Raw genomic sequence first — 19,330 nt, forward strand, 5'->3', positions numbered from 1 at the left:
GATGAACCTGAACTCTTTCGACCTAGCCCCCGTCGAACCTTTGTCCACCGATAACCGCCCCCGCCTTTTGCTTGTAGACGACGAACCGCGCCTGCTGTCGTCGCTCTACGAGCTGCTGCGCGACCGTGATTACCATCTGGTGACCGCAACCTGCGGCAGCGAGGCGCTGGCCCAGCTGACCAAGCTGAAATTCGATCTGATCCTGCTCGATCTCCGTCTGCCGGACATGAGCGGGCATGAGATCATGGACTATCTCAACGCCCGCGAAATCGACGGCGACGTGATCGTGATGAGCGGCGATGTCGGCATCGAAGCCGCCATCGGCGCCTTGAAGCGCGGCGCCTACGATTACCTGCGCAAGCCCTACAGCCGCGAGGAGCTGCTCAAGACGGTGGAGAACGCGCTGCAAAAGCGCCGCCTGGCCATCGACAACGAGCGCATCGCCTCCCAGCTGGAAAACTCTGAGAAGATGTACCGCTACCTGGTGGACTCGTCGCCGGACATCATCTACACGCTGAACCACGAAGGCAAGTTCACCTTTGTGAATGACCGCGTGCAGCAGCTGCTCGGCTTCACCCGCGAAGAGCTGATCGGCCGCCACTACTCGGTACTGGTGCACGATGAGGACCAGGAACGCGCGCGCTATGCTTTCAATGAGCGCCGTGTCGATGAGCGCGCGTCGCGCAACGTCGAGCTGCGTTTGAAGTGCAATACCGGCGCCGGCGCCGGTGGCGGCATCGAGCGTACCTTCAACAACACGCTGATGACGATTTCGCTGAACGCCATCGGCATGCATGTGCCTGACCATGAGGTGCGCACGCGCGAGTTCTTCGGTACTTACGGCGTGGCGCGCGACATCACCGACCGCAAGCGCGCCGAGGAAGTCATCTCCTATCAGGCTTATCACGACATCCTGACCGACCTGCCGAATCGCATGCTGTTCAAGGACCGGCTTGGCCTGGCCGTGATTCAGGCCAAGCGCAAACTGACCGAGCTGGCGGTGATGTTCATCGACCTGGACCGCTTCAAGCTGGTCAATGATACGCTGGGCCATGTCAAGGGCGACGAGCTGCTGCAACAGGTGGCCTTGCGCTTGAAGGATTGCCTGCGTCGCGGCGATACGCTGGCGCGCCAGGGCGGCGATGAATTCACCATCGTGCTGCCGGAGCTGCGCGACCGTGAGGACGCCAAGTCGATTGCCGACAAATTCCTGGAAAGCCTGCAACGGCCGTTCGACCTGGATGGGCATGAGGTGCATATCTCGGCGTCGATTGGCATCGCGATTTATCCGGGTGATGGCGAAACCATCGACGAGCTGCTGCGCCACGCCGACATCGCCATGTATCAGGTGAAGGCACTGGGCAAGAATGGCCACAGCTTCTATCACAACTCGATGCTGGACGTGTCGCATCAGAAGATCGCGCTGGAACAGGCGCTGCGCAAGGCGCTGGAACACAACGAGCTGGAAATGTATTACCAGCCGCAGGTTGATGTGGCGACCGGCCGCATCATCGGCGCGGAAGGGCTGATGCGCTGGAACCATCCGCAGCGCGGCTTGCTGTCGGCTGGCGAGTTCCTGCCGTTCGCCGAAGAGAATGGCTTGATGCTGCCGATCTCCGACTGGATGCTGGGCGCGCTGTGCCGCGATCTGCTGCAATGGAACGCTGCAGGTGGCGAAGCGTTACGCCTGTCGTTGAACCTGTCGCCGCAATATCTGGACCGGGGCGATTTCTTCGAGAAGATGCGCGGCGCGCTGACGCGCTATGGCATTTCGCCGGCGCAGATCGAAGTCGAGATCACTGAGAACATCTGCATCCGCAATCCGCAGTATGCGATCGAACAGCTGAACAAGCTTTGCCAGCTGGGCGTGTCGGTGGCGATTGACGATTTTGGGACTGGCTATTCGTCGCTGGCTTATCTGCACCGCTTCCCTATCCACACCATCAAGATTGACCAGTCCTTTGTCAAGGAGATCCATGACGAGAACAGCCACTATCCGGTGATCCTGGCGATCATTTCGATTGCGCGCGGGCTGGGGCTGCACCTGGTGGCGGAGGGCGTGGAGACGGAGATTCAGGCGCGGTATCTGGAGGCGAATGGCTGTACTACCATGCAGGGCTATCTGTACCATCGTCCGATTTCGCTGAGCAGCTTTATCGATGTGCTGCAGGAGCAGAATCATCGCTCTTCGTCGCCAATGACGGTGCTGCATGCGGTACCGGCGCCGGCTGAACATCCAGCGGAAAAGATTGCGATTCAGGCCTGATGTCTAAATACAGTCCCAACGAAGCCGATGCCAATAACGGCAGTACGTACACCGCAGAATTCCTGCGCGTGAAGGGACTGGCCGAGCGCGGCGTGGCCAATGCCCAGCATAGCCTGGGCTTTATGTACTTCAACGGCCAGGGCGTGGCACAGAGCTACGAGCTGGCGATAGTGTGGTATCGCCAGGCCGCGCAGTCCGGCCTTGAACATGCGCAGTACAACCTGGGCGTGATGTATCAAAAAGGCCAGGGTGTCGATCAGAACTTTGAGGAAGCGGCGGCCTGGTATCGCAAGGCGGCCGAACAAGGCTATGCAGCGGCGCAGTACAACCTGGGCTGGCTGTACGCCAAGGGCCAGGGTGTGCCGAACGATACGCAGCAGGCGATGCACTGGTTCAGCAAGGCGGCCGAGCAGGGCGATGCCGGCGCGCAGAATAATCTCGGCATGATGTATGACACCGGCAAGGGTGTGCCGCAGGATTTCAGGCAGGCGATCTTCTGGTATCGCAAGGCGGCGGAGCAGGGCTATGCGCGCGCGCAATTCAATCTCGGCCTGCGCTATGACAACGGGCAGGGTGTGCCGCAGGATGTGGGCCAGGCGATGTCCTGGTATCGCAAGGCGGCTGACCAGGGCTATGCGCCGGCGCAGTTCAATCTGGCGCTGCGCTTCGACAAGGGGGACGGCATTGCGCAGGATTCGCAAAAGGCGATCCTGTGGTATCGCCGCGCGGCGGAGCAGGATCACGCGAGTTCGCAGTTCAATCTGGGGCTGATCTACGATAACGGCCAAGGTGTACCGCGCGATGAGCAAAAGGCGCTGGACTGGTATCGCAAGGCCGCCGAGCAGGGGCATGCGGCGGCACAGAATAATCTGGGCCTGCGCTATCACCACGGGCAGGGCGTTGAACAGGATTACGCGCAGGCGCAGTACTGGTATCGCAAGGCGGCGGAGCAGGGATTCCCCGGTGCGCAATATCATCTTGGGCTGCTGTACGATGCCGGCCATGGCGTGATGGCGGATCATCAGGAAGCGATCTTCTGGTATCGCAAGGCTGCCGATCAGGGACACTTGCGCGCCCAGTTCGATCTCGGCCTGCGCTATGAAACGGGACGCGGCGTTCCGCAAGACTATCGCAAGGCGATGGGCTGGTATCGCCGCGCAGCCGAGCAGGATTACGTGGCGGCCCAATACAGCCTGGGGCTGTTGCATGACAATGATGAAGGCCCTCAACCGGATTGTGTGCAGGCGCATCACTGGTATCGCAAGGCGGCCGAGCAGAATCATACGCAGGCGCAGTTCGCGCTGGGCCTGCGCTACGACAACGGCCTGGGCGTGCCGCGCGATTATGCGCAGGCGCATCACTGGTATCTGCAAGCGGCAAGCCAGGGCCACACGCGCGCGCAATTCAATGTCGGCCTGATGTACCTGGCCGGGCAGGGCGTGCGCGCCGATGCCGGCCAAGCGTGGATGTGGCTGACCATGTCCGAACGCGCCGGCTTCATCGCCGCCGCCCGCTACCTCAAGAACGCTGCCAGCCGCATGGACCCAGCCCAGCTAGCCCAGGCACGCGAACGCATGGAAGCACTCCCCGGCTAAACCCGCCCGCAGCCGCACCGCTCCCGCCTGTCGCCCTTCACTCTGCGGCTACGCCAGACTTGGCGCGGAGAGGTGGCCGACTTGATAGCGCTGTTCATCGCCCGTTGGCGTATCGCGCCACAGGCATAGCCGCACCACCGACCACGTCACCGGCTCGAAGCCGATCACCACTGCCAGCGCGCCGCGCGCCAACGCTTGCTGCGCATACGCTTCTTCCTGCAAGCGCAGTTCCGACAGCACGCTATGCGGTGCAATCACCGCGCTGCTGCGCGTCGCAAAGCGCGCCTGCCGCACATCCCCGCTCACGGTAGCGTGCCACGGCGTCCAGGTCTGCACAGAAGGCCAGCCAAACGCACGCGCCACACCTGCAAAGCCCGGCCCGTTGAGAAAGTCATGCATCCCCTCCACATCGCGCCACAGATAAAACGGTGCGTAAGCGTTCTCCGCCCCCTCCGCGTACAGATACGCCTTGAACAACAAACCGGGCAGTTCATCCAGCAGCGGTCCCTTTAGCGCAATGCGTTCGCGGACGATGTCCATGTTGTAATCGGCCGGCAGCACAAAGCGATACTGCATCGCGATCATGACGACACTCCCAACGACGCCGCCGGACGGCCACCAGCAAACGACCAATCCTCACCCTGCGAAGAGGTAATCACCACCATCACATCCTCCGGCGCAATGCCCGGCGCCGCCGCCAGCTCCTCTACCAGCTGGCGATAAAATGCCTGCTTGACTGCCGCACTACGCGGCTTGCCAACGGTGATCGCAATCAGCACGAAATCATCCGACCTGGGACCGCCCTCGTAATGGCGATCGAAAATCAGCTCATGCGGCGCATGCTGGTGGATCAGCTGGAAGCGATCATTCTGCGGCACATTGAACGCCAGCTCCATCGCCCGCTGCAAACCATCCGCCAGCGCGCGCAGATACTCGGGCGGCTTCCCCCTCAACAGCGAGATACGGCTCATCGGCATATAGCCTCCTTTTGATTGACAGCTTAACGATACAGGCCTACATTCATTCTGAAAATCAGGAATATTTTGATACACAGTTCAGTAAAACGGGATGATCCATGCGCCGCATTACCTTCGACCTTGACGTGTTGCGTACCTTTGTCACCGGCATCGACATGGGCAGCTACGCCAAAGCGGCGGACAAGCTGGGACGCTCGACCTCCGCCGTCAGCGCGCAACTGAAGAAGCTGGAAGAACAACTCGGCATGCCAGTACTGCGAAAAGAAGGGCGCGGCATGGTCACCACACCAGCCGGCGAATCGCTGCTGGGTTACGCGCGCCGGCTGCTGGAACTGAACGACGAAGCCGCCACCATGGTGCGCGGCGCCGAGCTGGCGGGCAGCGTACGGCTCGGCATCCAGCAGGACTTCGGCGAACATACGTTGACCGAAGTGCTGGGCCGTTTCACCCGCGTGCATCCGCAAGTACGCATCGAAGCGCGCGTGGCCCGCAATGGCGAATTGATGGAGCAGCTGAACAGCGGCCGCCTCGACCTGGCGCTGGCCTGGGACGGTGGCGCAAGCACGCCGCATGTGGTGGATGTGGGGCGCATCGCCATGCGCTGGATCGGCCCCGCCGACGAATCGCGGCTGGTGTGGTCCGGCGATCCGCGCGAGCCGCTGCCGCTGGTGATGATGGACGCGCCCTGCATCATGCGCAGCGCCGCCACGCGCGCGCTGGACCAGGCAGGCATCGCCTGGCGCATCGCCTTCAGCAGTCCGGGCTTGTCGGGTGTGTGGGCGGCGGTGGCGGCAGGGCTGGGCGTGACGGTGCGCACCGCTGTCGGCCTGCCGCCGTCGCTGCGCGTACGGGAGGATGTGCGCCTGCCAGCCTTGCCCAATGTCGGCCTGCGGCTGCATCGCCACGCGGCGGAACTGAATCCGCCGGCGCAGCGCCTGCACGACATCGTCTTGGAAGCGCTACACGCTTAACGCGGCGTTGACGCGCTCCAGCACCTCGTCCCAGTCGCCGGCGCGCTGCTGCCGGAACAGCCGCATGGTCGGATACCACGGACTGTCCTGCCGCTCCAGCATCCAGCGCCAGTCTGGTGCAAACGGCAGCAATAGCCAGACCTGCTTGCCCATCGCGCCAGCAAGATGCGCCACCGAGGTATCTACGCAGATCAGCAGATCCAGCTGCGCCACCAGTGCGGCGGTTTCGGCGAAATCGGTTTGATCAGCCGCGTAGCTGCGCAAGGCCGGTTCGGCTTGCAGTTGCAAACGGTCGGCAGCGTTGAGGTCGCGCTGCAGGGCGATATATTCCAAGCCCGGTTGCAGCAGACGCAGCATCTTCTGTAACGGTATGGAGCGCGCGCTGTCGTTGTCATGCTTTGGATTGCCGGCCCATACCAGACCGATGCGCGGCGCCTTGGCCGGCCCCAGCCTTGTCTGCCATTGCAGGCTGCGCGGCGTATCGGCATGCACGTAGGGCGCGTCAGCCGGAATGTTGTCTGGCTGCGTGTCCAACAGCAGCGGTAAGCTCATCAGCGGCACGCGCAAGTCGTGCGGCGGCAGCGTATGCTGCTTACCGACGACTATCGCACCGCCTATGCCGTCCAGCAGCGACAGCAAGGCGTCCTGCACTTGCAGCACCACGCGCGCGCCTTGCGCCGTCAGCAGCGGAACATAGCGCACCATTTGCAGTGTGTCGCCCAACCCTTGTTCGGAGTGGACCAGCAGCGTTCTGCCTTGCCAGGATAGGCCTGGCTGCCATTGCGGTTGCGTGTATTTCTGCGCCAGCGCCAGGTAGGCTGGTTTGCGGCAGCGCCATTCATACTGCGGCAAGCCGCGTGCCAGATCACCAGCCAGCAGGCGACAGGTGCTTTGCGCGAAATGCGCATCTACCATGTCAGGCGCCAATGCCAGCGCGGCATCGTAGCTGCGCATGGCTTTATCCAGGCGGTTCTGATGTTGCAAGGCGTTGCCCTGGTTGTACAGCGCGAGCGCAAGGCCCGGCTGCAGTTGCAGCGCGCGCGCCAGGCAAAGCAGGGCTTCGTCGTAGCGACCCAGCTCCACTAGCGCATAGCCCATGCCATTCCAGGCGGTGGCGTCGTTGTCGTCCAGGCGCAGCGCATGTTCCAGCAGCGGCAGCGCTTCCGCTGGCCGCTTGAGGTCTTTCGACAGCAGTGCGGCGCCGTTGTTCAGCGCCAATGTGTGATCCGGCGCCAGGCGCAGCGCCTGGCGTATCGCCAGCCATGCCTCCTCGCGACGCCCCTGTTGTTGCAGCACCGCCGCATGGTGCACGTGCGCCAACGGATCTTCGATATTGACGCGCAGCGCTTGGTTGATCAAGCTATGCGCGGACGCCAGGTCACCGGTCTGGAGGGAGTACACGCCAAGCATGTGCAGCGCATCGAAATGTTGCGGCTCGGCGCGGATGATCTGCAAATACAGTGCGGCGGCCGCATCCAGCTCGCCGCGCGTGTGCAGATCAATGGCCTGTGCCAGCTTGTCGGCTTGCTCCGTCATTTGGCTTTCACGCGCACACCCGCCAGCTGCGCCACGCCGGCCAGGGTGGTCTGCGCCGCGTTCAGGCCAAGCAGGAAGTCCTTGTCGGAATAGGTGTCGTAGTTATCGGTAGGCTGGTGCCAGTTAGGATTCCAGCCCGCGCCAATTTGCTGCCCACGTTCGTTCTCGCGCAGCGAGATCGACGGCACCAGATTCATGAACGGCGTCGAATCGGTATTCGTCATGTGGAAGCCGACAGCGGCCGGATAATTGGTCGCGTACTTGTCGTTGGCGGCACGGAAGGCCCACGCCAGCTTGGCCGAGCCTTCGGCTTGCGACGACACTGACTGGTACTCGATGTTAACGTCCGCCTCCAGGCGCTGCTCCGGCGGCGACACATAAATCGCCTGGCCTTTTTCATCAAGTACCGGCTTGCCGTTGGCGTCCAGTTTGGGGATCGGCATGCCATGGTCGTACATCATCATATCGTGCTGGATCATGCCCAGCCATTTCGGTTCCGGATATTTGCCCGAGCCTTTAGGCGATTCGATACCCTGCAAATCCTTGCGCTGTTCGACGTAGGCGGCCGCGCCATTCAGGCCGGTCTCTTCGTTATTCCACAGGACGAAGCGGATCGAGCGATCAGTCTCCACGCCCGGCTGGCTGAAGATGCGCGCCAGTTCCATCACCAGCGCGGTGCCTGAGCCGTCGTCGTTGGCGGCTTCGCCAAAGCCGATGCCGTCCATGTGGGCGCTGACGATATACATTTCTTCCGGATGCTTGCTGCCGATTTTGGTGCAGTAGACATTCTCGCGCAGCGAGGTGCCGACTGGCGTCTGCTCGGCGTTCAGCGCCCGCAGGCGCTCATCTGGCTGGCGCAGCGGATCAGCATTGACGCCGGTCGGAATGCGGTTGCCGAACAGCGTGCTGCCGCCTTGTCCTGGCGGGCCGCCGGCGCCGCCGCTCGGGATACCCGGCGCGCGCTTGGGCGATGGTGCACCGGGCGCTGGCTGCGTGAACTGGTATTGCAGGCGCTCGGTATTGGTACAGCCATAGGACTTCAGCTGCGCTTCGATCCAGTCCAGCGCATCGCGGTTGCGCTGTGTGCCCTGGCGGCGGTCACCGAACTTGGTCAGGCTTTTGATGGTGGCCTTGTAGCGCTCCAGCTCCAGTTGCTTGACCAGTTGCGAAATCGGATCGGCGGGCGCCTGGGCGGACGCCATCGGCGCGGCAAAGGCCAGCGCGACGCTCAACGCTACAACTGCTTTCATGGTTCATCCTTGTCGTGATAAAAATTTGTCCCGGCCATTCTGCATCAGTTGCGTGCATACGTAAATCCATGTAAGCGGCGAACAACAATCCGATACAAAACGTACATAACCGGCAATGTTGTAGACAACTAGGGTTGGGATTATGCGGCATGACTTCACATCCCCTTTACACGACCTTGGCGAGAATGATGCGTGGCGGCTTATACCTGATGGCCATCTTCCTCTTTTGCCTGAGCTACTGGATACATCGCTCGTTCGGCCAGCCCGACCTGGCGCAGATCGCCTATCACCTCAACTTCGGCGTGGAGATGATCGGCACTGTCGACCCGGTGATCACCTGGCGCTTTGTGCGCTGGTGCTTGCTGGCACCACTGATCTTCCTGGCGCTGCTCTACTACGCCGAGCGGCGCTGGCTAAAGGTGATCGCGAAGACGCCGCAGCGCAATCACCCGCTGTTGTATCGCCTGCACCGCTGGTTCCCGCAACTGCTGGTGCTGAGCGCAACGATGTTCTGGATGTCCGATGTATCGGCCTTTAAATATGTTACCGCAGATTTCGGCCCGGATTATTTCGGCGCCAATTACGTGCGTCCGGAAGCGGTGACAATCGAAGCCGAGCAGCCTAAGAATCTGGTGCTGATCTACGTTGAGAGCCTGGAGCAAAGTTATAGCAATAGCGCGGTGTTCGGGCGAGACCTGCTTGCGCCGTTGACCGATCTGCGCGGCGCCAGCTTCCGCAGCTACGAGCAGGTGGCCGGCACTGGCTGGACCATCGCGGCGATTGTGGCGACGCAGTGTGGCGTGCCGTTGGAGCGGGTCACCATCTTCGATGGCAATACCCAGGGGCAGATGATGGACTCCTTCCTGAAAAACGCAGTGTGCCTGACCGATCTGCTGGCGCAGCGTGGTTATCGCAACGTCTTCATGGGCGGCGCGGCGACAGCGTTTGCGGGCAAGGACAAATTCCTCGGCCAGCATCACTACCACGAAGTGTATGGCCGCGAAGAGTGGCTCAAGAGCGGCGTCTCACGCGAGGATATGAACGGCTGGGGCTTGTACGATGCCGACCTGTTCGCGCGCGCCAAAGCTAAGTTGAGGGAACTGTCGGCATCGCGCCAGAAATTCAACCTGACCTTGCTGACGGTGGATATGCATGAACCGAAAGGCCATCTGTCGGCTGCCTGCGCTCAGCGGGGCTTTAAAGGATTTGACGGTGTGGTGTCTTGCACGGCGGCGGAGGTGGCCGATTTCGTACGCTACGCCCAAGACAACGGCTACCTTGAGGACACCAACATCGTCATCCTCGGCGACCACCTGTCGCGCAAGAACCCGCTGACCCATCAGCTCTCCAAACTGTCCGGCCGCACCATCTTCAACAGCTTCATCTCAAAACAAGCACCGCAGCCGAACCGCGCGCAACTGCTGCACTTCGACATGCTGCCGACGATACTGGAATTCAGCGGCTACGCCGTGCCGAACGGCCGCATGGCATTAGGTTACAGCGCATTCAACCAACACCCGATCCAGCCCCCCAAAGACCGCATGGCCGAGATGGACCAAAGCCTGATGAACCGCTCTCCCGAGTACATGGCCTTGTGGTCCGATCCGGACGACCATTAACAGCGCCGACATCCGAGGACTTCGTTGCTGCGATGGCGGCGGCCGGCATCAGCGTTTCCATCGATGCGACCTATCGCCCGATAAAGCGATCGTATCTTATGCATTGGTGCTGGCGCATAAAAAACGATGGCTTGGCTCCTTCTACAATTCCGGCCATGCCTGGTGTGGAAATTGAGTGGGAACACGCCACGATGTCAGCATCCCTTAGCGCGGCAAGCGATCTGACGGAAGCCAGGAAAAAGGAAATAGAGCGATCAGTTGTGAAGTATTGCGGGAAGGCGCAGAGACAGTTCAGAAAACTCAACGCGCAATACAAGAGCGATGCCCGGATAACAGAGATCATCCGTCAACACGCGAATGATACTGTTATCGGATTCCGGTAGTACCGTCCTGCAACGTTGTCAACAACATGCAAAGCCGCGTAGAATGCGTGGCACGCGGGTGTAGTTCAATGGTAGAACGGCAGCTTCCCAAGCTTCATACGAGGGTTCGATTCCCTTCACCCGCTCCATTTCAGCTAGCTGCCGCGCTGTAGGGCCTTTTGGTAGGCTACGTTGTCTTGTCGTTTTCCAGCGGCCAGGACATATACGGTGACAGTGTCATCGATCACTTGGTAAACCAAGCGATAGCCAAGGGCGGCCAGCTTAATCTTGTATAAATCACGGCCACCGCTCACGCTCGCCTTTGGAACTCTGGGCTCCACCAGTCGTTCTCTCAATTTTTTCTTAAACTGGGTTTTTATGCTCTGGTCGAGCTTCAGCCATTCTTTGCGCGCATCCGGGTGGATGCCAGGTTATAGGTCATCCAGGGTCACCCGTATCGGTTTTTTCCCGTCTGAAATTCTGGCTTCGGCAATCTTGAGGAGTTCACGATCTTCCAGCAGTTCGTGGATTTTCGTCCAGGCCTCTGCTGTCAGCAAATAGCCGACAGGTTTCTTCCCGTTCAAAATGGCGACAGGTTGTCCGCCGGACGCTTCCAGTACGGCGGTGGGGTTTGCCTTGAGTTCGCTGATGCCGACTGAGGAGGGGGCCAATATCGCGTCCATGATGCCGCCTTTAAAGGTGCTAACAAAGTTCATAGTACCACTCCGGTACTAGCTTTTACCCGGCGCCGCCTTCACCAGGTTGTTGCGCAGTTTGACCACGGCTTTTTGCAGGATCGGGAATTCTTCCGGTGTCAGGCCGGTGGCGTCGCGCAGGTTCATGTTGAGGGCGCTTTCACGCAAGGCACGGCCGGACGGCGTCAGGCCGACGCGGACCACACGCTCGTCGGCAGCGTCGCGGGCGCGGTGGACGTAACCCATGGCTTCCAGTTTTTTCAGGATCGGCGTCAGGGTGTTTGATTCCAGGAATAGCTTTTCACCCAGGCCGCTGACGGTTTGCTTGTCCTCTTCCCATAAGGCGATGATGGCGATGTACTGCGTGTACGTCAGGCCCAGCTGGTCCAGGATCGGCTTGTAGGCCTTGCCGAAAGCCAGATTGGCCGAGTAGACCGCGAAGCACAGGAAATCCGCCAGTTGCGGCGTAGCCGGTTTGCTCATGATGACCTCCGTAGTTCAATATCGCCAATTATATATCGGATGCGATTTAATCGGGATTGCTTGACATGGCAAAATTTGCTGATAATATACAACGTATCCGCTTCAATCGAATGCGATATAAAATAATCCAAGCAAGGAGTTCACCATGAGCAAAGTCCTGTACACCGGCAAAACCCACACCACCGGCGGCCGCGAAGGCGCCGCACGCAGCAGCGATGGCCGTCTGGACGTACAACTGTCGTCGCCCGGCAGCAGCGCGCCCGGCACCAATCCGGAACAGCTGTTCGCCGCCGGCTGGTCGGCCTGCTTTATCGGCGCCATGGGACTGGCTGCCGGCCAGCTGAAAGTGAAACTGCCGGCCGACACCGCCGTCGATGCCGAAGTAGATTTGCTGAACGACGACAGCGGCTACTTCCTGGCCGCACGCCTGAACGTCAGCCTGCCTGGCCTGCCGAGCGATACGGCGCAAGCGATTGTGGATGCGGCGCATAACACCTGCCCATACTCCAAACTCTCGCGCGGCAATATCGACGTACAGATCCAGCTGATCTAAACGAGAGGAGCGCATCATGCCTAATGATCTGTATCGCGGTTCTTGCCATTGCGGCGCCGTTCAATTCGAAGTGCGCAGTGTGCTGACGCCAGCCGCGCGCTGCAATTGCAGCCTGTGCCGCCGCAAGGGCGCGCTGATGTCGCCGCTGTTTCCGGCAGCGGACCTGAAGATCACCCAGGGCGAGGATGCGCTCATCCTTTACCAGTTCAACACCCGCGTGGCCAGGCATTACTTCTGCAAGCACTGCGGTATCTATCCCTTTCACCAGACGCGCAAAGATCCGCTGATGTGGCGCGTGAATATCGGCTGCCTTGACGGCGTCGATCCGTATGCATTCGACGCCGGCGTCAATGACGGCGCCAGCCTTTCCAGCATTCTTCAAGAGGACGCATGATGAACACCACTCACCGTCAAGTATTCGCCGCCACCGCATTGGCCATCGCCGCACTGTTCGGCGCCGCCCAGGCGCAGGCAGCGCCGGCCTTCGACGACATCAAACAAATCAACGCCGGCGAGCTGAATGTTGGCTATGTCGATCAAGGGCCGGTCGACGGCCCGGTAGTCATCCTGCTGCACGGCTGGCCGTACGATATCAACAGCTATGTCGATGTCGTGCCCAAGCTGACCGCGCAAGGCTATCGCGTCATCGTGCCGCACCTGCGCGGCTATGGCAGCACCCGCTTCCTCGATGCCAAAGCGCCGCGCAATGGCGAACCGGCCGCGCTGGCGGCGGACGTGTTGGCGCTGATGGATGCCTTGCAGATCAGGCAGGCGACGCTGGCCGGCTACGACTGGGGCGCGCGTACCGCCGACATTGTCGCGGCGCTATGGCCGCAGCGGGTCAAGGGACTGGTGTCGGTCAGCGGTTATCTGATCGGCAGCCAGGAGGCGGGCAAGCAGCCCCTGGCGCCGGAGGCGGAACTCCAGTGGTGGTATCAGTTTTATTTCGCCACCGAGCGTGGGCGCATCGGCTATGAAAAGAACCACCGCGACTTCGCGAAACTGATCTGGAAGCTGGCCTCGCCGCAGTGGCAGTTTGATGAGGCTACCTACGCGCGCAGCGCGGTATCGCTGGACAATCCGGATCACGCGGCGGTGACGGTATCAAACTATCGCTGGCGTCTCGGCCTGGAAACAGGGGAGGCGAAGTACGCGGCGCTGGAAGCGAAGCTGGCGACTTTCCCGAGCATCGGCGTGCCGAGCATCACCCTGGAAGGTGATGCGAACGGCGCGCCGCACCCGGAACCTGCCGCCTACGCCCAGCGCTTCACCGGCAAATACCAACATCGGCTGATCGGCGGTGGCGTCGGTCACAACCTGCCGCAGGAAGCGCCGGAGGCGTTTGCGCAGGCTGTGATCGAGGTGGGCAAACTTTAACGGATCAGGGCGATCAGGATGATGATGGGCAGCGGTACGCCTAACATCCACAGTAAGATCGAGCGCATGGTGTTCTCCTTGTTTTAGATGATGACACGGGCGTGGTCGCGGTTGCGGCCACCGGCGATGGCGCTGACGGCGGCGACGAAAGCGCCGAGCAGCAGGGCGACGAACATCCACAGCGCCGAATGTGCGGCGGCTTTGCGCGCCTCTTCTGCGGCGGCCATGGCTTTGGCCTTGGCTTCGGTGGCTGCTTGCGTGGCCTGGGCGTAGATCAGGTCGACGCGCTGTTCGGCTTCCGCTTGCGACAGGCCGCTGCGCTTGGACACCAGCTGCGCCAGGTAGACGCGGTCTTCGCCGCTGATTTTGCCGCTGGCCAGGTCGGTCAGCAGGATGCGGTTGATTTCCGCGCGCTGCGAGTCGCTGGCCACTTCGCCATCCGGCGAGCGCAGGATCATGTCGGCGAAGTAGCTGTTGGCACGGCCGTTGCCGGAACTCGCTGCCGCGCTTGCACCTGCCGCAGCGGCAGGCGCGGCGGCGGTGGCGACTGCGGCGCCGGTGTCGATCGCACCGCTCAGCGCTGCGCGCGCACCGCCGGCCAGCACTGCCACGGTCACCAGTGTCGCCACTGCCCAGGCCAGCAGGCCGTGCGCGGTGTCGCGGAAATAGACTTCATCGGTGTGGATGCGGACCCACTTCACGCGCAGGCGGCCAGCCATATAGCCGCCGATGCCGGATGCGGCCAGCTGCATGAAGGCGATCCACGCAATGCTGGCGACGCCGAGCGGCGCGTTGTTGTACTGGTAAGGCGAGACGGACGATAAGCCGAGTCCCATGCCGAGTATCAGCAGGATGAAGGACAGCGCGGCAGCTGCAGCCGCACCGGCCAGGATCGCGCCCCAGGAGACGCCGGAGGTGTTGCCGTCGCCGTCGGACGCTGTTACCGCAACGCCCGCGTTCAAAGGTTGTGTTTGCATAATGGCTCCTTATTGTTGGTGCTGCTATCTTGCTCCGCCATGTGCCGTTGGTATGTTCGTGCACCAACATAATGCGTCTATACTGTGGGACCTCGCCCCCCAGGAAAACATCCGCATGAATATAGTCGGCCCGCAGCAGCGCTTATCGACCCGTCTCGCATTTCTCGCCGCCGGCCTGGCCATGGCGACCTGGGCGCCGCTGGTGCCGTTTGCCAAAGCCCGGCTGGGACTGGGCGAAGCGGAACTGGGCCTGCTGTTGCTGTGCCTCGGCGGCGGCTCGCTGGTGGCGATGCCGGTCACCGGCATTCTGACTTCGCGCTACGGCTGCCGGCTGGTGGTGCTGATCTCCGGCGCGGTGACCTGTCTATTCCTGCCCGGCCTGGCATTTGCGCCTACGCCTTTGCTGCTCGGCCTGACTTTGCTGGTGGTCGGCGGCGCCATCGGCACGCTGGATGTGGCCATGAATGTGCAAGCGGTCATCGTTGAACGCGAAAGCGGTGGCGCGCTGATGTCCGGCTTCCACGGCCTGTTCAGCCTGGGCGGCTTTATCGGCGCCGGGCTGATGGCGCTGATGCTGTGGTTGGGCATGACGCCGGTGGCGTCGGCCGTCGCGTTGTCGGCGCTGGTGGCGGCCTCGCTGGTGCTGGCCGCGCCGCACCTGCTGCGCGATCCGGACGCGGCCGAGCGCGATGCGCCGCTGTTCGTCATGCCGCATGGCGCAGTGATCTTTATCGGCGCGCTGTGCTTCCTGTGTTTCCTGGCAGAAGGCGCGATTCTCGACTGGAGCGCGGTGCTGCTGACCGCAGAGCAGGGACTGGAGGCCGCCAGCGGCGGTCTCGGCTACGCGGCCTTTGCCATCGCCATGACGCTGGGCCGTCTGACCGGCGACCGCGTGGTCGGCCAGCTGGGCGGCAAGCGGGTACTGTTGCTGGGTGGCGTGTGCGGCGCGGCGGGCTTCTTCCTGTCGGTACTGGCGCCATCGGTGCCGCTGGCGCTGCTGGGCTTTGTGTTGATCGGCCTGGGCGCGTCGAATGTGGTGCCGATTCTGTTCACCGCCGCCGGCAACCAGACCGCGATGCCGGCCAGCCTGGCGATTGCCGCCGTGACCACGCTGGGCTATGCCGGCATTCTGGCCGGTCCGGCCATGATCGGCTTTGTCGCGCACGCGTCCAGCCTGAACCTGGCGTTCGGCGGCCTGGGCGCCTTCATGCTGCTGATCGCCGCCAGCGCGAAGCTGGGGGCTGCCGCCCAGCCCAAGCCATCAGCTTAAAAAAGCTACAATTTTTAAATTGACATTCTGATCTTGATCTGGGTATTATGAAATCGATTTCAAGGTAATTGAAAACGATTTCAGTTACTTCTGGCATCATCACCGGGTTTTTCATGTAGTCCAGTGTTGTCTGTGGTTTTAATCCCCTCGCGCCTTCACCGGCCGAGGGGTTTTTTTTATGCCATACTCGGCACATCCTGTTCCTGCCGAGATACTGATGCCTGTCCTGAGTGCCGTTCTTGCCGCCGCCCTGGCCGCTACGCCGCCGTGCGTGGAGCCGCCGCCCGATCCCGCCAATACCTACGATGCGCCGCACACCTATGCCAAGCTGGTGCGCGACTATCCCGGCATCCGGATCGCCAGCGACGCCTTGCCGCCGGGCGTGAGCAAGTTGGCCGACCAGGTGTATGCGCAGTATGGCGCGCGCTGCCTGAAGCTGGATGTCTACCGCCCGCAAGGCGAGCGGCTGCCGGTGGTGGTGCTGGTGCACGGCGGCGGCTGGAAGGCCGGCTACCGCTCGGAGTTCGCGCCGATGGCAGTGCGGCTGGCGCAGCAGGGCTACGCGGCGGTGACGCTCAGTTACCGGCTGTCCGGCGAGGCGCGCTATCCGGCGGCGGTGCAGGATGTGCAGGCGGCGCTGCGCTGGGTGCGCGAGCACGCGGCCGAACTGCGGCTGGACCCGCAGCGGCTGGCGCTGGCGGGCGGCTCGGCAGGCGGGCAGATCGCCAGCCTGGCCGGCGTGACCGGCGAGGGGGTTCAGGCGGTCATCAATATCGATGGCCTGTCCGACTTTACCTCGGCGCTGGCGCTCAAGCACGAGGACGATCCGAACAAGCATCCTTCATCGGCCGGCGCCTGGTTTGGCGGCCGCTACGCCGAGCAGCCGGCGCTGTGGCGCGAGGCCTCGCCGATCCAGTATGTGCGGCCGGGCATGCCGGCCATGTTGTTTATCGGCAGCGGCCAGCCGCGCTTCTCGGCCGGGCGGGAAGAGATGATGGCGAAGATGGCGGCGGCGGGCGTCGCCAGCGACAAACTGATCCTGCAAGGCACGCCGCATTCCTTCTGGCTATTCGACCCCTGGCTGCAAGCAACAGTGGACGCCAGCGTGGTTTTCCTGCGTCAAAACTTGCCATAGCTCATGCTAGTATTTGAGCACTATGCACCACACCATCCTCCTTCTGCTGGCATTGACACTTGGCGCGGGCATGCCGCTGTGCGCGCATGCGGTTGAACGGGTGGCGGTCGGCGCGAGCTTCAAGCGCATCTTCGAACAGCGCGCGGATGGACAATGGCAGGGGCTGGGCGTGGACGTGCTGCGCCTGCTGGCCGAGCGCGCTGGCGACAGCATGCATTTCAAGCTTTATCCCTGGCCACGCGCCATCGCCATGGTGGAACGGGCCCAGGCGGATATCCTGATCGGTCCGTATCAATCGCCGGAACGGCTGAAAAAACTGGCCTACACAGACTCTGCGCTGTATCGCGACCGCGTGCTGTTCTATGGCCGCAGCGGCCAGCAACTGCCGTGGCGCGGCGACTTGGGCGCGCTGGGGCAGCGCAGCATCGCCACCGTGCGTGGCTGGCATTACGGGGCGCAGTTCGAGCAGACGCGCGCCCTGTTTGATATCAACGAAGTGCCGCAGTTGGAGAACGGCTTGCAGATGCTGGCGCGCGGCCGGGTCGAGCTGCTGGCCGCCAATGAGCGCAATATTGCCGGCCTGGTCGAGCGGCTGCGTCTGGAGCAGGCGGTAACGCCGCTGTGCCCGGACATCACCCAGCTGGACGGCTATCTGGCGTTTCCGCGTGATCCCAAATTTGCCGCCGTGCGCGAGCGCTACAACACCCTGTTCAACGAGATGGTGCGCTCCGGCGAACTGGCGCGGCTGGGCGCGCGCAACGGCGTGCTGGTGCCGATCAATGACGGCGCCGCGCGGCCATCGCCCGCCTGCATGGGGCCAGCCCGATGAAAGCGCCGCGCCTGGCGCTGCTGGCGGCGCTGGCAGTGTGTACGGCGGCCGCACTGGCGCAGCAAGCGCCTGCCAGATTCGCGCCGATACCGGTCAGCGCCATCTTCCGTCCGCTACAAGCGAATGGCACGGCGGATGACGCACTGGCCAGCGGCCGCGTGGTGCCGGGGCAGTTTGCGCCAGCGCCGCGCGCCAGCAAGCCATGGCGCATCGCCTTCCTGTTCCCGCATACCAAAGACCCGTACTGGGTGGGCGTGTCGTACGGCGTCATCAGCGAAGCCAGGCGGCTGGGCGTGGCAGCCGATATTCTGCCGGCCGCCGGCTACGCCGATTTGCGGGGGCAGCTGCTCAGGATGGAGCAGGCCATCGCCGCCAAATACGACGCGATCGTGATTTCGCCGATCAGCATGACAGCAAATAACACCTCCATCGCCAAGGCGCGCGCGGCCGGCATTCCGGTGCTGGAACTGGCCAATGACAGCCGCAGCGATGACCTCACGCTGAAAGTCACCAGTTCGCTGCGCGGCATGGGACTGGAGGCGGTGCGCTGGGTGATACGCGACGCCCAGCAGCGCGGCCTGAAAAGCATCAACATCGCCTTGCTGCCGGGGCCGATGGGTGCTGGCTGGGTCAAGGGCGAGGTGGACGGCACGCGCATTGCCGCGCAGGACGCGCCCATCGAAGTCAATCTGCTGGACATTCGCTACGGCGATAGCGACCGTGGACTGCAAGCGCAACTGGCCGGCCGCCTGCTGGCGCGGCATGGCCGGCGGCTGGATTACCTGCTGGGCTGCACCGGCTGCGCGCCGGCGGCGCTGGGACCGCTGAAGGCGGCCGGGCTGAGCGACAAGGTGAAGGTGGTGGCCTACGATCTCACCAATGAAATCGCGCAGCTGATACGCAGCAAAGACATTGCCGCAGCAGCCGACAGCAAGGGCGTCAGCCAGGCGCGGGTGGCGATCAACGCCGCCGTCAATCAGCTCGAAGGGCGCGCCAGGGAGGCGCCGCACAGCCTGCTGGTCACGCTGGGCATGGTGGACCAGCAGAACCTGGCCAGCTATCCTTTTGATACCTCGATCGCGCCCGAAGGCTACAAGCTGCAGCTGTCGTATGATCCGTTGAAAGACTGAGCAAATCGTACACGCGTCCGCTGCGATCTTGCGTTACCCTAGGCGGATGCAAAGATGAGGAGATCATCATGATCCCGGATCACGACCGCCGCCAGGCGCGGCCGCAAACTTCCGATACCGCCGGATGGCACTCGTTTGACTTTATCGTGCGCCAGGCGCTGCAGGTGCAGCGCGACGTCGGCACGCCCGGCGCGGTGGAGCTGTTGCAGAATATGGGGCTTAATCCGCAAGTGATCGCGCGGGTGCTGTCGCCGGAGCGCAAGATCCGTTCCGAGGACCTGCGCTCACTGGCCGGAGACGCCTAG

20 protein-coding genes and 1 tRNA gene are annotated in these 19,330 nt (G+C 62.5%); 13 read left to right on the plus strand and 8 right to left on the minus strand.

Going from position 1 to position 19,330, the window contains the following annotated elements:
* The first annotated feature begins 1 nt into the window (after window position 1).
* Together KW842_RS24345 and KW842_RS24350 are read left to right on the plus strand one after the other, a co-directional pair.
* Complete coding sequence (locus KW842_RS24345) at window positions 2-2,266, plus strand: EAL domain-containing protein (RefSeq protein WP_218306745.1); 2,265 nt, start codon at window positions 2-4, stop codon at window positions 2,264-2,266.
* Window positions 2,266-3,861 (plus strand): SEL1-like repeat protein, encoded by a 1,596-nt coding sequence (locus KW842_RS24350; protein ID WP_218306712.1) that lies wholly within the window; start codon window positions 2,266-2,268, stop codon window positions 3,859-3,861. Before KW842_RS24345 ends, KW842_RS24350 begins: the two co-directional genes overlap by 1 nt.
* 48 nt (window positions 3,862-3,909) lie before the next feature.
* On the opposite strand, the gene KW842_RS24355 is transcribed toward KW842_RS24350, so the two are convergent.
* On the minus strand, window positions 3,910-4,446 hold the full coding sequence (locus tag KW842_RS24355) for a DUF4865 family protein (RefSeq protein ID WP_218306713.1): 537 nt from the start codon (window positions 4,444-4,446) through the stop codon (window positions 3,910-3,912).
* Complete coding sequence (locus KW842_RS24360) at window positions 4,443-4,832, minus strand: tautomerase family protein (RefSeq protein ID WP_307729872.1); 390 nt, start codon at window positions 4,830-4,832, stop codon at window positions 4,443-4,445. Before KW842_RS24360 ends, KW842_RS24355 begins: the two co-directional genes overlap by 4 nt.
* 104 nt (window positions 4,833-4,936) lie before the next feature.
* Between KW842_RS24360 and KW842_RS24365 the strand changes: the two genes are divergently transcribed.
* Complete coding sequence (locus KW842_RS24365) at window positions 4,937-5,809, plus strand: LysR substrate-binding domain-containing protein (RefSeq protein ID WP_218306715.1); 873 nt, start codon at window positions 4,937-4,939, stop codon at window positions 5,807-5,809.
* Here the strand turns inward: KW842_RS24365 and KW842_RS24370 are convergent.
* The gene (locus KW842_RS24370; RefSeq protein WP_218306716.1) at window positions 5,798-7,345 is read right to left on the minus strand and encodes a tetratricopeptide repeat protein; all 1,548 of its coding nucleotides are present in this window, start codon (window positions 7,343-7,345) and stop codon (window positions 5,798-5,800) included. The two genes, KW842_RS24365 and KW842_RS24370, sit on opposite strands and share 12 nt — an antisense overlap.
* Window positions 7,342-8,595, minus strand: coding sequence for a M20/M25/M40 family metallo-hydrolase (locus KW842_RS24375; RefSeq protein ID WP_218306717.1), 1,254 nt, complete (start codon window positions 8,593-8,595; stop codon window positions 7,342-7,344). The genes KW842_RS24370 and KW842_RS24375 overlap by 4 nt, the downstream gene beginning before the upstream one ends.
* A 209-nt stretch (window positions 8,596-8,804) precedes the next feature.
* Here KW842_RS24375 and KW842_RS24380 point away from each other — a divergent pair, with 209 nt between their 5' ends.
* Both KW842_RS24380 and KW842_RS24385 read left to right on the plus strand, forming a co-directional pair.
* Entirely contained in the window at window positions 8,805-10,214 is a 1,410-nt protein-coding gene (locus KW842_RS24380) for a sulfatase-like hydrolase/transferase (protein ID WP_218306718.1), read from the plus strand.
* Between the two features lie 437 nt (window positions 10,215-10,651).
* Window positions 10,652-10,725 (plus strand) — tRNA-Gly (locus KW842_RS24385).
* Between the two features lie 6 nt (window positions 10,726-10,731).
* Here the strand turns inward: KW842_RS24385 and KW842_RS24390 are convergent.
* From KW842_RS24390 to KW842_RS24400, 3 genes are read right to left on the minus strand one after another with little or no spacing between them, the layout of a single operon-like run.
* On the minus strand, window positions 10,732-11,001 hold the full coding sequence (locus KW842_RS24390) for a type II toxin-antitoxin system RelE/ParE family toxin (RefSeq protein ID WP_218306746.1): 270 nt from the start codon (window positions 10,999-11,001) through the stop codon (window positions 10,732-10,734).
* A 6-nt stretch (window positions 11,002-11,007) separates the two neighbouring features.
* A complete protein-coding gene (locus tag KW842_RS24395; RefSeq protein ID WP_229223876.1) occupies window positions 11,008-11,292 on the minus strand; it encodes a type II toxin-antitoxin system Phd/YefM family antitoxin in 285 nt (94 codons plus the stop codon).
* Window positions 11,293-11,307: 15 nt separating this feature from the next.
* A complete protein-coding gene (locus KW842_RS24400; RefSeq protein WP_218306719.1) occupies window positions 11,308-11,754 on the minus strand; it encodes a MarR family winged helix-turn-helix transcriptional regulator in 447 nt (148 codons plus the stop codon).
* Window positions 11,755-11,899: 145 nt separating this feature from the next.
* On the opposite strand from KW842_RS24400, the gene KW842_RS24405 reads away from it, so the two are divergent.
* From KW842_RS24405 to KW842_RS24415, 3 genes are read left to right on the plus strand one after another with little or no spacing between them, the layout of a single operon-like run.
* Window positions 11,900-12,307 (plus strand): organic hydroperoxide resistance protein, encoded by a 408-nt coding sequence (locus KW842_RS24405; RefSeq protein WP_218306720.1) that lies wholly within the window; start codon window positions 11,900-11,902, stop codon window positions 12,305-12,307.
* 16 nt (window positions 12,308-12,323) lie between these two features.
* Window positions 12,324-12,701: a GFA family protein gene (locus KW842_RS24410; RefSeq protein WP_218306721.1), complete on the plus strand. Its 378-nt coding sequence runs from the start codon at window positions 12,324-12,326 to the stop codon at window positions 12,699-12,701.
* The gene (locus tag KW842_RS24415; RefSeq protein ID WP_218306722.1) at window positions 12,698-13,684 is read left to right on the plus strand and encodes an alpha/beta fold hydrolase; all 987 of its coding nucleotides are present in this window, start codon (window positions 12,698-12,700) and stop codon (window positions 13,682-13,684) included. Before KW842_RS24410 ends, KW842_RS24415 begins: the two co-directional genes overlap by 4 nt.
* Window positions 13,685-13,767: 83 nt before the next feature.
* On the opposite strand, the gene KW842_RS24420 is transcribed toward KW842_RS24415, so the two are convergent.
* The gene (locus tag KW842_RS24420; protein WP_218306723.1) at window positions 13,768-14,661 is read right to left on the minus strand and encodes a hypothetical protein; all 894 of its coding nucleotides are present in this window, start codon (window positions 14,659-14,661) and stop codon (window positions 13,768-13,770) included.
* 115 nt (window positions 14,662-14,776) lie between these two features.
* Here KW842_RS24420 and KW842_RS24425 point away from each other — a divergent pair, with 115 nt between their 5' ends.
* The 5 genes from KW842_RS24425 (at window position 14,777) to KW842_RS24445 (ending at window position 19,330) form a co-directional block, all read left to right on the plus strand.
* A complete protein-coding gene (locus KW842_RS24425) occupies window positions 14,777-15,931 on the plus strand; it encodes an MFS transporter (protein ID WP_218306724.1) in 1,155 nt (384 codons plus the stop codon).
* A gap of 217 nt (window positions 15,932-16,148) precedes the next feature.
* Window positions 16,149-17,066: an alpha/beta hydrolase gene (locus tag KW842_RS24430; RefSeq protein ID WP_218306725.1), complete on the plus strand. Its 918-nt coding sequence runs from the start codon at window positions 16,149-16,151 to the stop codon at window positions 17,064-17,066.
* 22 nt (window positions 17,067-17,088) lie between these two features.
* Complete coding sequence (locus tag KW842_RS24435) at window positions 17,089-17,895, plus strand: ABC transporter substrate-binding protein (RefSeq protein ID WP_218306726.1); 807 nt, start codon at window positions 17,089-17,091, stop codon at window positions 17,893-17,895.
* Window positions 17,892-19,025 carry a TMAO reductase system periplasmic protein TorT gene (torT, locus tag KW842_RS24440; protein ID WP_218306727.1) on the plus strand — a complete coding sequence of 378 codons (1,134 nt, stop codon included), beginning with the start codon at window positions 17,892-17,894 and terminating at the stop codon, window positions 19,023-19,025. Before KW842_RS24435 ends, torT begins: the two co-directional genes overlap by 4 nt.
* A gap of 68 nt (window positions 19,026-19,093) precedes the next feature.
* A complete protein-coding gene (locus KW842_RS24445; RefSeq protein WP_218306728.1) occupies window positions 19,094-19,330 on the plus strand; it encodes a hypothetical protein in 237 nt (78 codons plus the stop codon).

The organism is Duganella sp. sic0402 (genome assembly GCF_019219065.1).
Lineage (GTDB): Bacteria > Pseudomonadota > Gammaproteobacteria > Burkholderiales > Burkholderiaceae_D > Rugamonas.

Excerpts from the sequence above, each read along its gene's own strand:
- KW842_RS24355 (WP_218306713.1), bottom strand. The coding sequence starts at position 4,446 with ATGATCGCGATGCAGTATCGCTTTGTGCTGCCGGCCGATTACAACATG.
- KW842_RS24420 (WP_218306723.1), bottom strand. The coding sequence starts at position 14,661 with ATGCAAACACAACCTTTGAACGCGGGCGTTGCGGTAACAGCGTCCGAC.
- KW842_RS24365 (WP_218306715.1), top strand. The coding sequence starts at position 4,937 with ATGCGCCGCATTACCTTCGACCTTGACGTGTTGCGTACCTTTGTCACC.
- KW842_RS24425 (WP_218306724.1), top strand. The coding sequence starts at position 14,777 with ATGAATATAGTCGGCCCGCAGCAGCGCTTATCGACCCGTCTCGCATTT.
- KW842_RS24375 (WP_218306717.1), bottom strand. The coding sequence starts at position 8,595 with ATGAAAGCAGTTGTAGCGTTGAGCGTCGCGCTGGCCTTTGCCGCGCCG.
- KW842_RS24405 (WP_218306720.1), top strand. The coding sequence starts at position 11,900 with ATGAGCAAAGTCCTGTACACCGGCAAAACCCACACCACCGGCGGCCGC.
- torT (WP_218306727.1), top strand. The coding sequence starts at position 17,892 with ATGAAAGCGCCGCGCCTGGCGCTGCTGGCGGCGCTGGCAGTGTGTACG.
- KW842_RS24360 (WP_307729872.1), bottom strand. The coding sequence starts at position 4,832 with ATGAGCCGTATCTCGCTGTTGAGGGGGAAGCCGCCCGAGTATCTGCGC.
- KW842_RS24395 (WP_229223876.1), bottom strand. The coding sequence starts at position 11,292 with ATGAACTTTGTTAGCACCTTTAAAGGCGGCATCATGGACGCGATATTG.
- KW842_RS24380 (WP_218306718.1), top strand. The coding sequence starts at position 8,805 with ATGGCCATCTTCCTCTTTTGCCTGAGCTACTGGATACATCGCTCGTTC.
- KW842_RS24430 (WP_218306725.1), top strand. The coding sequence starts at position 16,149 with ATGCCTGTCCTGAGTGCCGTTCTTGCCGCCGCCCTGGCCGCTACGCCG.
- KW842_RS24350 (WP_218306712.1), top strand. The coding sequence starts at position 2,266 with ATGTCTAAATACAGTCCCAACGAAGCCGATGCCAATAACGGCAGTACG.
- KW842_RS24410 (WP_218306721.1), top strand. The coding sequence starts at position 12,324 with ATGCCTAATGATCTGTATCGCGGTTCTTGCCATTGCGGCGCCGTTCAA.
- KW842_RS24400 (WP_218306719.1), bottom strand. The coding sequence starts at position 11,754 with ATGAGCAAACCGGCTACGCCGCAACTGGCGGATTTCCTGTGCTTCGCG.
- KW842_RS24370 (WP_218306716.1), bottom strand. The coding sequence starts at position 7,345 with ATGACGGAGCAAGCCGACAAGCTGGCACAGGCCATTGATCTGCACACG.
- KW842_RS24345 (WP_218306745.1), top strand. The coding sequence starts at position 2 with ATGAACCTGAACTCTTTCGACCTAGCCCCCGTCGAACCTTTGTCCACC.
- KW842_RS24435 (WP_218306726.1), top strand. The coding sequence starts at position 17,089 with ATGCACCACACCATCCTCCTTCTGCTGGCATTGACACTTGGCGCGGGC.
- KW842_RS24415 (WP_218306722.1), top strand. The coding sequence starts at position 12,698 with ATGATGAACACCACTCACCGTCAAGTATTCGCCGCCACCGCATTGGCC.
- KW842_RS24445 (WP_218306728.1), top strand. The coding sequence starts at position 19,094 with ATGATCCCGGATCACGACCGCCGCCAGGCGCGGCCGCAAACTTCCGAT.